Genomic DNA, 10,673 nt, shown 5'->3' on the forward strand with positions numbered 1-10,673 from the left:
TTGGGGCGTGGCGCCGCAAGGTGAGAAAGGCATGTGCGGTGGTGACGAGGGTGGCGTGGTGGTGGGACATGCTTCTCAAGAGCCGCGACGCCATGACCGACATCGACGGCATCTTGCATAACCGAGTGGGCATGCTGCCGACATTCAAGAAAATCGCCTCGTCCCATGGGCGTCCCGGCATCGTGGAAGGGGGCCGGGCGTCACCTCGGCCACTTGACGAGATGCTCACGGAGTCCGCTGGAGGCGATCGGGGGCGGACAACCCACGGCACGTGTGGCCGCGACCGGCTCTGCCCCGCGCTGGAGGAAGGGAGCACGGCCGTGGTCGCGCTCCGTTCCTTCCGAACGGGACCCTTGGTCGATCAGGCCCGGCCGCCGTTCCCTGCCAAGCCGGCCCGGTACGCCAGGACCACCGCCTGGACGCGATCGCGAAGGTCCAGTTTGGTGAGGATGCGGGAGACGTAGGTCTTCACGGTCTCGGGGCTGATGACCAACTCGGCGGCTATCTCGGCGTTCGACAGGCCCTCGCTGATCAGCAGGAGGACCTCGTGCTCGCGGCTGCTGAGAGCCTTGAGGCGTTCGCGGTCGGGGGACGCGGAGGCGGCGGCGGGACGCAGGCGTTCGGCGTGGCGGCCGATCAGGGTGCGGGTGACGGCGGGGGCCAGGAGGGACTCGCCGCGGGCGACGGTGCGTACCGCGTTGATCAGCTCGGGCGGTGCGGCGTCCTTCAGCAGGAAGCCGCTGGCGCCGGCCCGCAGAGCCTCGTACACGTACTCGTCGACGTTGAAGGTGGTGACGATCAGGATCTTCGCGGGGCTGAGGGAGGCGGGGCCGGCCAGGTGGCGCGTGGCCTCGATCCCGTCGAGCAGGGGCATACGGATGTCCATGACGATCACGTCCGGCTTCAGCTCCTGCGCGCTGCGGATCGCCACCCGGCCGTCCGTGGCCTCCCCGACGACCTCCATGTCGGGCTGGGCGGAGAGGATCGTGACGAAGCCGGCGCGCAAGAGAGCCTGGTCCTCGCAGATCAGCACCCTGATCGTGGCGGGCGAAACACTCATGCGGCACCTCCTGTGGGGATGCGCGCGTGCACGCGGAACCCGCCCCCGGGGCGGAAACCCGCCGCGAACTCGCCGCCCAGCATCTCCACCCGTTCCCGCAGCCCGGTCAGGCCACGGCCACCCGAGAGGCGCGGGCCGTCGTCGCGGAGGGCGACGGACTCGTGCGTGCCGACGGCCGTCGCGGCAGTGGTGACCTCCACCTCCGTCCAGCCGGGGGTGTGCGCGAGGCGTACCAATGTCTCGTGGCCCGCGGCGTACTTCACGGCGTTCGTGAGGGATTCCTGCACGATGCGATAGGCCGCGAGCCGGGCCCCTGTGGCCATGGCCGGCTGCTCCCCGTCCTCCACCAGCTCGACGGGCTGGCCGCCCGCGCGTGTCTGCTCCACCAGATCAGGCACCCGCCCCGGCATCGGCGTCCGCTCATGGGGCCCCGAATCGCCGGTTGCCTCCAACACGCCCAGGAGGAAACGGAGTTCGGCCAGCGCCCGGCGGCCGGTGCCGTTGATGGCGTCGAGGGCGTCGCCCAGCCGGTCCGGCGACTCGGTGAGGTACTGAGCCGCGCCGGCCTGCACCACCATCGCGGTCACATGGTGGGTCACCACATCGTGCAACTCCCTTGCCATACGTCTGCGTTCCGCGGCGATCGCCACCTGCGCCGACAGGTGCCGACGCGCGGCCTCCTGTCCCCGCTGCCTGCGGACCAGGACGCCCAGCCCCCACACCGCCGCCAGGACCATGTAGATGAGCAGGTAGTCGATCAGGCCGCCGGGCGAGCCCAGCGTGTGCAGAGCGACGCCGAAGAGCACGTACCCGCCCGTCGCCGCCAGTGGCACGGCCCGCCGGAGACGTTCCTGGTGAGCTCCCACGGAGTACAGCGCGATGTACAGCCCCAGGCTGCCGAAGGTCGCAGGGCAGCCGAGGGACTGGTGGACCGCGAACGACGTGCCCGCCACCGCGAGGCAGCCGCCCGGCCACCGGGTCCGCACCGCGATCGGCAGAGTCTGCCCAAAGGTCAGCAACACACTCGCGACGGAGGCGTCGTGAACGGGAAGGTCACCGAACTGCGCCCCGATCCGCGACAGCGGCGACGTGAACGACAGCACCGTGAGGACGAGCGCGAACTTGCGGTCCTTGACGGCGGCGGGGCGTGCTTCCCACCACCGCACCAGCAGGCGCAGCCAGGCGGTCGCCTCGGCTGGCCGGCCCCCGCGCGCAAGGCCCCTGTCCTGTGCCGGTAACGCGGGCCCGACTCCGGAAGGGGACGCCGCCGGCCCGTCGGCCACCGACCGGCCCGGGTGGGGAGCGGAGTCCGTCCGGGCAGGCGATGCCGCATCCGATGGTTCACGAACCGCTTGGTCTTCCATCATCACCCATGATCGATCAAAGCCAGTGTTGAACGGTATGAGGACCGGGTCGTGGCCGGTGGCCCACGATCTCCCATCCGGTACGACCCGTCCGGCATGCGCACCGCACGGCATCGCCCGGCCGGATGGGTCCCGCCCGGTGAATGTAGCGCCTGGTGGTGGGCCGTGCTCCGGGAGAGAAGCAGGCGCCTAGCTTCCTCGGGGGACAGCCGGACTTGGAAAGCGCCCACTCGGTGGTGACGATACGCGGTGCTCACGGCCCGTGGTTTTCCGGTGCTGAAGGGGCAATCGCCCACCCCAAGCGGGCCCTTGAGGAGAAAGCCAAGGTGTCCAACCACCATCAGTCACTGACGCGGCCCGCCGGTCCCGCTGTCCACCGGACCGAACCGGCAGGGAAGACCACCGGGCATCCCGCGCGGTGGGCGTGAGCGCGTCTGCTGGTGCTGTTCGTAATCGTGTTGGCCGTGGGCGGCATCACCAGCATGATCAACGGCATCGCCGACGCCACTCCCTCTACCGCCCTGATCGCCGGGGTCGCCACCAGCGGGCTCGCCCTGTCCGCCTACACCTGGCTGGTGCGGTACCTGGAGGGCCCCAGGTCAAAGGAGTTGTCGCTCGCTCAGGCGCGGCAGGGGCTGCGCCGGGGGAGCGCCCTCGGTCTGGGCCTGTTCACCGTCACCATCGCACTGGTCGCGATGACCGGCGGCTACCACATCCACGGATGGGCTCGAGGTGGCTCACCTGGAGGAAAACCTCGCCGCCTCCTCCGTCCGCCTCGGCGCGGCCGACATCGAAGCCCTGAACCACGCGGGGACGGCCTGACACGTCCCTGTCCCGACAGGCGCCCGTTGCCCGCCAGTAGTAGGTCGCCGGCCGCACCACCGGCAGCGGGCCGAGCCCTGAGCCATGCCCACCGCCAGGCTGACAGCCCGTCAGCCGGCCGACCCAAAAGGGTCCTTTGCACGACAACGACACCACACCCCGGTCCGACTCCGTGCCCGCGCCCGAGGCGGCCGAGTACACGTTCACCGGCAGCACATGGATCCATGCTGCCCCTCAAGCCCTGTTCGGCCTGATCAGCGATATCTCGGTGATCAGCACCTGGAGCCCCAACGCTCATGACGTCGCCTACGACGACCGTGACGGGCCCTGGCCCGGCGACCGCTTCCGGGGACGCAACCGCAGAGGTGAGCGTGAGTGGAGCAGCGTCATACGTTCCCGGTCACACGGCCGATCATCGCGGGCATCCGGACGTCACCCCCGGCGGACCCGGGTGCGGCACCCATTTCATGTCGTCAGCTCGCCCCGGCAGGCCGTCGCTTCGCACCTTCCGACCGGCGCCAGGAAACCGACAGGGCGCACGGCTCCACGGTGAAGCACTATGACAACTGCCGTATACGCGGGCTCACAACCCGGTGTCCACCGCGCGCCGCCTGTGCCAGGCCGTTTGCGGCAGGCGGGAGAGCAGTACGTTGCCGAGGCAGGATATTCAACCCCGACCGTCCAGGACGCCCCCCACTCCGGACATCTGGACGTCACTCCGACCTGGACCGCCTTGGTCCTCGCCCGCGCCCGCCGCATCCGCCGCCAGTGCCGCGACCGGCAAGCGGACGAACAGAACACCGCCGTAGCCTCCGTTGAAGGCATCAGCGGACCACCGCACCCGCGACACAATCGCGGCCCCGAGTCGTCGTCCGTGGTCACGACCAGCCGCAGCCGGGGCACTCCGCCCCTGCACATGCCCGCACCGTACGACTGGTGCGGGCAGGCTGCCGACCACCCGATGGCCTCGGCGAAGCGGATCTCCGCGTGCACCACTGGAAGACCCGGAGAGGGTCGTGGTCAGGGGGTGCCCGCCTCGGCGCGCGTGTAGAAGGCGGCGAGTTCGTGGGGGTTCTTGGTGTAGACGTCGATCTTGCGGACCATGCCGTCCTCGACCTGGTGGATCTCGACCATGGTCAGCGGGAACTTCTCACCGGTGGTGTGGGCTGTGAGCGTTCCGGTGAGCGTTCCGATGACGCCGGCCGGGCCCTCGAATACCTCGGCATCGGTAATGGCGACGTTGGCGTAGCCCATCATCGCGCCGAGGACCGACTGCACGAACACCTCGCGGCCCTGGTGCACGCCGCCGTAGGGGAGTTGGTTCGGCTCATCGACGATCACCTCGGGGGCGAGCTTTGCCAGGACACCCGGCACATCGCCCTTGCTCAACGCGTCATACAGCCCTCGAACGACATCCGCGGGGCTCTCCGTCACCGTCTCGATCTGGTTGCTCATCTGGTGTGTCCTGTCAGTGTTCAGGTGCTGCCGACCGGGGCGCGTGCGTCCTCGCACCGGTCGGGCCCCGGGAGGATCGGGGCACGCACCATGCAACGCGAGACGGCCGTGACGGGGGAGTCCTTGCTGTGAGGGGTACTGGCAGGGCCCCTCACCCGTCACGCAGCCTGCCTACCCTGGCCTCATGGACAACAGGGACGCAGTCAGCGCATTCCTCCGCTCCCGACGCGACAAGATCACCCCAGAGCAGGCCGGTCTGCCGACGTACGGTCAGCGCCGGGTGCCCGGACTGCGCAGGGGAGAGGTCGCCACACTCGCCGGCGTGAGCGTCGAGTACTACACGCGCCTGGAGCGCGGCAACCTCCAAGGGGTCTCCGACAGTGTGCTCGACACCCTCGCCCACGCCCTGCGGCTCGACGACAACGAGCGCATGTACCTGTACGACCTCGCCCGCGCTGCCGGACCGGCGCCGCAAACGCGGGCGCCGCGGCGGGAGAGCCGACCGACGGTGCGGCCGAGTGTGGCACGGATCGTCGATGGCATGCCGGAGCTGCCGGCGTACGTGATGAACAACCGCCTCGATGCGCTGGCCGCCAACCCGTTGGGCCGGGCCCTGTACTCGGAGATGTATGCCGACCCGACATGCGGGGCGAACGTCGTCCGGTTCGCGTTCTTCAACTCTGCAGCCAGGCGGTTCTACACCGACTGGGAGCGCATGGCCCGCTTCGCCGTGGGCGCGCTGCGCATCGAGGCGGGGAAAAACCCCTACGACCGGGAGCTGTCTAACCTGATCGGTGAACTGTCCACCCGCAGCGACGCCTTCCGCGTGATGTGGGGCTCGCACGACGTGCATGTCTTCCGCGAGAGCACCAAACGCCTCAACCATCCGCTCGTCGGTGAACTGGTACTCGATCAGGAGACCCTGAGCCTGCCGGACGAAAGCGGCCTGAGCGTTGTCGTCTACAGCGCGCCCCCCAAAACCGCCGCGGAGGACGGCCTGAAGCTACTCGCCAGTTGGTCCGTCACGCCCGGACAGGAGCAGGACGCGCAATCCATGAGAAATCCGCCGCCCCGGCGGGCCTGACGGGGCCGTACTGGCCCCTTTCCGGCGCTCAGTGGAGACTGTCACCCGGCGCGAGCTAAGGACTGTCCCGCAAATGATCTACGAGTCGTCTCGGGCATGGTTGGCCGCAATGTGACCCGCTTACCTATCCGGCGAGGGCGAGGTTGTGCATCCGTGCGATGCCGAGCATGGCGTGGTGGACGCCGTCCCCCTTCAAACGGCAGTCGCGGAGGTTCTTCCAGGTCTTCATACGGGCGAAGACGTGCTCAACGCGGGCCCGGACCTGCTTGTGAGACTTGTTGTGTTCCTCCTTCCAGTCCGGGAGTTCACTCTGGCCGCGCTTGCGGCGGTGCGGGATGACCAGGCCGGTGCCCGGGTAGCCGCCGTCGGCGATCGTGGTCGTTCCGCTGACGGCGGCCTTGGCGCCGGACTCCTCCCACGCTTTGCAGTCGTTGCGGTTCCCGGCGAGTGGCCGGCCGACCACGACGACCAGGCGGGTGTCGGCGTCGATGACGACCTGGTGGTTGGTGGAGTACCGGTAGTTCTTCGACCGCTCGGCGACGGTGTGATCCCGGGTGGGGACCAGGGTGCCGTCCACGATGAGCACGGTGTCCTTCGCGAACCGCTTGCGGGGCTGGAGCGCGAGCATCGGTCCAAGGTTGTCGATGATCCGATCCGCCGCCGACTTCGAGATCCCGAACAGCGGGGCGAGCTGCCGCATGGTCAGGTTGGTTCGCCAGTAGGCCGTGACCAGGAGGGTCCGGTCTTCCAGCGGAAGGCTCCACGGCCGCCCCTTGCGGGCCGTGTCCGCACCTGAACGACGCAGCACTGTCACCAGCTTCCCGAAGGCGCGCGGGCTCACCGGAGAACGGGGCTATCCAGGACGGCTCCGACGCCGTGATCACACCAGCCACATCGAGATCATCTCGCCCATGCGGCCACTTCCGCTCAGGCCCGTGGTCGAGAATCCTGCCATGAGCGAAGGTGACCGCCACGAGGCATCCACACGTACATTCCTTGCATGCGCAGCCGAAGTGGCTCGCCTGCTGGAACTTGAGGCTGCGGCCGACGTGCCTGAAGACCGACGTGCGCGGCACCTGGCCGGAGCCGCACGAAGGCCACTGCTGGAACGCGCCACTCTGTCTGAGGAGTTCTTCGATCCGCTGATGGCTGCTGCTGTCTACGACCCAGATCCAAGCTTCTGCCGCTGGTTCGTCGAACCGGCGCTCTATGCATTCGGACGCCGCAGGGTCATGACAGCATTGCTCGGCTATCTCCGCACGGGCACGACCGCAGAGATAGCCGGTGCCCGGCGGGCTTGGTACTGCGCACATCTGCCACTACGCGCTGACCGGTCACCGGCCTACGCGTCCAGCGGAAGTCGCGATCCGGCCCTGGATGAAGTGGACGACGTGGTGGACCAGTGGCGGGAGTCGTCCAGCACCCAGCAGCGTGATTGCAATGCCTCAGGGAGCCACGGCCAAGCCTGAGACCCTCGTGGCCAAAGGGCCGTGGCGCAACTCCTGGGGGTTACGGGACAACCCTTAGCCAGTGGCTTTTTGACTGGCGTGAATCTATTGTCGGTAAGTCGCAGGCATCCCGAGGGAGTCGTCGAAACTGCCGCGCTACTCTGGGATGTGCGACACCTTACCGTGGGCAGGTTCGGCAACTATTTCGCATGGAAGATTGACCGCAGACTGTGGGTATCGGTCCGGACAGCGCCGTCACTCTCCTGATCACCATGGGAGACAGCCCTGAGCGGCTGAACACCGAGGCATCCTTTGCCGCCCTTTGCGGAGTCAGCCCCATCGAGAACTCCTCTGGCCGTCGGAGCACGCGCCGGCTCAACTACGGCGGCGACCGCCAGGCGAACGCGGCCCTGCACCGCATCGTGTTCACCCGGCTGCGCCACGACCCCGCACCCAGGCGTACTACGAACGCCGCACCTGAGGTTCCCCCGAGATGCGGAGTGTGTTGACAGAGGGTCAGATGGTTCTCATGAGAGGAACATCGACCATGGCTGCCCCCAGGAAGTACTCGCTGGAGTTGCGTGAGCGTGCGGTGCGGATGTACCGGGCCTCCGAGCCGAAGCCGCAGATCAAGAAGCTGGCCGTCGATCTCGGTGTGCGCCCGGAGGCCCTGCGGGGCTGGATCCGGCAGGCCGAGGCCGATGCCGGCGAGCGCGACGACCGGCTCACCACTGACGAGCGGGCCGAGCTCGTGGCGCTGCGCAAGGAGAACGCCCAGCTCAAGCGGGCCAACGACGTGCTGCGGACGGCCTCGGCTTTTTTCGCGGCGCAGCTCGACCCGACCCGGCCCAGGTGACGGGGCTCCTCGACGAGCATCCCCGCCTGGGGGTCGAGCGCGTACTGCGGGAACTGCACATCGCCTCCTCCGCCTACTACCGCTGGCGCCGCGCGGAGAAGGAGCCGTGCGAACGGCGTCGCCGCGACGTCGAGCTGACCGAGCGGATCAAGGAGATCCACGCGGAGTCCGGCGGCAATTACGGCTCGCCGCGCGTGCACGCTGTGCTGAAACGCGAGGGCGTCCATGTCGGCCGCAAACGGGTCGAACGCCTGATGCGCGAGGCCGACATCGCGGGCGTCAGCCCGCGGCGCAAGGGCTTCACGCGCCGGGATCCGGAGGCCACGCCCGCCCCGGACCTGGTCGAGCGGGACTTCACCGCACCGGCGCCGAACCGGCTGTGGGTCACCGACCTGACAATGATCCCGACCGGCGAGGGACCGTTGTGGCTCTCGGCGATCCGGGACGCGTTCTCCCGCCGGGTGGTGGCCTGGGAGACCTCTGCCCGCGCGGACGCCGACCTGGTCCTGACCACGCTGGAGTACGCCCTCGCGTCCCGCGAGGTCGAGCCCGGCAAGCTCGTCCATCACGCCGACCACGGCTGTCAGTACACGTCCATCAAGCTCACAACTCGTCTGGTGCGAGCGGGAGTTCAGGCGTCCATGGGGTCGGTCGGGGACTCGTTCGACAACGCGCTCGCGGAGAACCTGTGGATGCTGATCAAGACGGAGTGCGTGCGCGGCCGGGTCTTCGCCACACGTGCCGAGGCGAACCTCGCGCTCTTCGAGTACATCGACGGTTTCTACAACTCCCGCCGCATCCAGGAACGGCTCGGCTTCCTCAGCCCGATCGAGTTCGAGGAGAAGCACTACGCCGAGCAGACGACGGCCGATCCAACGAATCTGAACACCCGTCAACCCTCTCTGACCAGCTGATCAGCACCTCCCGCGTGACGGGGGAACCTCACACCGTGACTCTGAAGTGAAGCCCAGCAGCGCCTGCGCGACAGCGAGGCAGACAAGCTCGGAGTCCGTCAGTCGCGGCGGTCGGCCCAGCCACCGGGTGCCCGCGATCTCGTCGTCGATCTTCACGTACAGTGCGGTCAGCAGGGCGTCCAGGTTGTTCGTCACACAATGATCTTGGACGCCCTGTCTGCGTTCCCGGATACACCGTCAGCATTCGCTATAACTCGTCTAGTAGGACTCCGTTAGGTCTGTCTCGGTCTTGGTGTCGTGTGGCCCCTGCTGGGCAGGGGCTGGTGGCAGGTGGTGCAGATGCCGGTCCAGCACCTCAGGACGTCTTGGAGGGCGTCGAGGGTCTGGTAGAGAGTGAGCCCGGTGTGGGTGCTTTTGGGGCCAGTCGCTGTTCGGTGAGGAAGGCGTGGGCGGCGGTCACGAGGGTGACGTGGTGGTGCCAGCCGGGCCAGGAGCGGCCTTCGAAGTGGTCCAGGCCCAGGCCGTGTTTGAGTTCGCGGTAGTCGTGCTCGATGCGCCAGCGGACTTTGGCCAGGCGGACCAGGTCGGCGATCGGGGTGTCGGCCGGCAGGTTGGAGAGCCAGTAGTCGGTGGGCGCCTCGGCGTCCTCGGGCCACTCGATCAGCAGCCAGCAGTCGGGCAGGATGCCGTCCCACCAGCCCTGTTCGGCCGATGCGGTAGCCCGGATCGGACGCTCGACGGCCTTGCCGGCCGGGCGGACACGCACGGCGGCGAAGCGGGACCGTAATTCTCCTCGCGAGCCCTGCCGCCAGGTGAGGGAGGTGAACGCCTCCTGCCCGAGCCCGGCCGCCAGGGCCGCAACCGAGGGTGCCCGGTGGCGGTAGCGGGGCTGGGGCCAGCAGCCGACCGGGCCCTTGCGCTCCGGGGTCACCGGCTTCACGTCGAACGGATGGGCGCTCACGTCCGCGCGGATGGCCAGCACATAGTCGATCCCCCGCTCTGCGAGGCCGGCCCGCAGGTGGGCATTGGCGCCGTAGGCGGCATCGGCCACCACGACCGGCGGGCTCATGCCCCAGCCCGCCAGGGTGTCGAGCATGTCCAGCGCCAGCCGCCACTTCTCGCGGTGCCCGACCTCGGGCGGGACACGGGTGGCGGTGCGGCGTTCGGTGTCCGCGGCCCACTCCCTGGGCAGGAACAGCCGCCACTGCAGCGGGCAGGACGCGGTGTCCGTCGCGGCGTGGACGCTGACGGCGACCTGGCAGTTGGCGCGTTTGCCCAGGGCTCCGCAGTACTGCGGAGCCACCCCGGCCGACATCCGGCCGTCCTTGGGCATCGACACGTCGTCGATCACCCAGGCCGTCGGGTTGATCAGCGGCAGCATGCGCTCTGCTATCCGCCGCTGCACGGGCACCGGGTCCCAGGTGGACTGGTTCACGAACTGCTGCAGGTTCTGTTCGTTGCCGTCCGGCAGCCGCGAGGCCATCGCCTGGATCGACTTGCGGCGGCCGTCCAGCATCAGTCCCCGCAGATAGCAGTCGCCCTTGGCCCGCTGGTCCTTGCGCGGCACCGAGGCGAACACATCAGCCACGTACAACGCCAACTTCGCCCGGACACGGTTCACTTCATGTGCGTCCATCCATCCAACATGCCCGAGAACAGGCCGAACACGA

General features: G+C 68.6%; 8 protein-coding genes and 3 pseudogenes. 5 read left to right on the forward strand and 6 right to left on the reverse strand.

The window, feature by feature from the left end; translation table 11 throughout:
• Nucleotides 1-361: 361 nt before the first annotated feature.
• The 3 genes from Sri02f_RS38865 to Sri02f_RS38875 form a co-directional block, all read right to left on the reverse strand.
• Nucleotides 362-1,060, reverse strand: coding sequence for a response regulator (locus Sri02f_RS38865; RefSeq protein ID WP_109006009.1), 699 nt, complete (start codon nt 1,058-1,060; stop codon nt 362-364).
• The gene (locus Sri02f_RS38870) at nt 1,057-2,226 is read right to left on the reverse strand and encodes a sensor histidine kinase (protein WP_245970994.1); all 1,170 of its coding nucleotides are present in this window, start codon (nt 2,224-2,226) and stop codon (nt 1,057-1,059) included. The genes Sri02f_RS38865 and Sri02f_RS38870 overlap by 4 nt, the downstream gene beginning before the upstream one ends.
• A 2,040-nt stretch (nt 2,227-4,266) precedes the next feature.
• Entirely contained in the window at nt 4,267-4,701 is a 435-nt protein-coding gene (locus Sri02f_RS38875) for a nuclear transport factor 2 family protein (protein WP_109006010.1), read from the reverse strand.
• A gap of 184 nt (nt 4,702-4,885) precedes the next feature.
• Between Sri02f_RS38875 and Sri02f_RS38880 the strand changes: the two genes are divergently transcribed.
• Nucleotides 4,886-5,785, forward strand: coding sequence for a helix-turn-helix transcriptional regulator (locus tag Sri02f_RS38880; protein WP_109006011.1), 900 nt, complete (start codon nt 4,886-4,888; stop codon nt 5,783-5,785).
• Nucleotides 5,786-5,909: 124 nt separating this feature from the next.
• On the opposite strand, the pseudogene Sri02f_RS38885 reads toward Sri02f_RS38880, so the two are convergent.
• Nucleotides 5,910-6,678, reverse strand: a pseudogene (locus Sri02f_RS38885) (transposase).
• A gap of 60 nt (nt 6,679-6,738) precedes the next feature.
• Between Sri02f_RS38885 and Sri02f_RS38890 the strand changes: the two are divergent.
• The 4 genes and pseudogenes from Sri02f_RS38890 (at nt 6,739) to Sri02f_RS38905 (ending at nt 9,003) form a co-directional block, all read left to right on the forward strand.
• Nucleotides 6,739-7,254 carry a hypothetical protein gene (locus tag Sri02f_RS38890; protein WP_174855793.1) on the forward strand — a complete coding sequence of 172 codons (516 nt, stop codon included), beginning with the start codon at nt 6,739-6,741 and terminating at the stop codon, nt 7,252-7,254.
• A gap of 215 nt (nt 7,255-7,469) precedes the next feature.
• Nucleotides 7,470-7,708: pseudogene (locus Sri02f_RS38895) on the forward strand (transposase); the annotation flags it as partial.
• Between the two features lie 72 nt (nt 7,709-7,780).
• On the forward strand, nt 7,781-8,089 hold the full coding sequence (locus tag Sri02f_RS38900; protein ID WP_159106862.1) for a transposase: 309 nt from the start codon (nt 7,781-7,783) through the stop codon (nt 8,087-8,089).
• The gene (locus Sri02f_RS38905; RefSeq protein ID WP_109006013.1) at nt 8,086-9,003 is read left to right on the forward strand and encodes an IS3 family transposase; all 918 of its coding nucleotides are present in this window, start codon (nt 8,086-8,088) and stop codon (nt 9,001-9,003) included. Before Sri02f_RS38900 ends, Sri02f_RS38905 begins: the two co-directional genes overlap by 4 nt.
• A 33-nt stretch (nt 9,004-9,036) precedes the next feature.
• On the opposite strand, the pseudogene Sri02f_RS38910 reads toward Sri02f_RS38905, so the two are convergent.
• Together Sri02f_RS38910 and Sri02f_RS38915 are read right to left on the reverse strand one after the other, a co-directional pair.
• Nucleotides 9,037-9,198 (reverse strand): annotated as a pseudogene (locus Sri02f_RS38910) (IS982 family transposase); the annotation flags it as partial.
• Between the two features lie 160 nt (nt 9,199-9,358).
• Nucleotides 9,359-10,639, reverse strand: coding sequence for an IS701 family transposase (locus Sri02f_RS38915; RefSeq protein WP_109004828.1), 1,281 nt, complete (start codon nt 10,637-10,639; stop codon nt 9,359-9,361).
• Nucleotides 10,640-10,673 lie beyond the last annotated feature (34 nt).

The sequence above is a fragment of the Streptomyces rishiriensis genome (assembly GCF_003112535.1).
Classification (GTDB): Bacteria; Actinomycetota; Actinomycetes; order Streptomycetales; family Streptomycetaceae; genus Streptomyces; species Streptomyces rishiriensis.

Bases quoted from the DNA above. Each gene is read 5' to 3' on its own strand.
- Sri02f_RS38865 (WP_109006009.1), bottom strand. From the start codon at position 1,060: ATGAGTGTTTCGCCCGCCACGATCAGGGTGCTGATCTGCGAGGACCAG.
- Sri02f_RS38900 (WP_159106862.1), top strand. From the start codon at position 7,781: ATGGCTGCCCCCAGGAAGTACTCGCTGGAGTTGCGTGAGCGTGCGGTG.
- Sri02f_RS38890 (WP_174855793.1), top strand. From the start codon at position 6,739: ATGAGCGAAGGTGACCGCCACGAGGCATCCACACGTACATTCCTTGCA.
- Sri02f_RS38915 (WP_109004828.1), bottom strand. From the start codon at position 10,639: ATGGACGCACATGAAGTGAACCGTGTCCGGGCGAAGTTGGCGTTGTAC.
- Sri02f_RS38880 (WP_109006011.1), top strand. From the start codon at position 4,886: ATGGACAACAGGGACGCAGTCAGCGCATTCCTCCGCTCCCGACGCGAC.
- Sri02f_RS38875 (WP_109006010.1), bottom strand. From the start codon at position 4,701: ATGAGCAACCAGATCGAGACGGTGACGGAGAGCCCCGCGGATGTCGTT.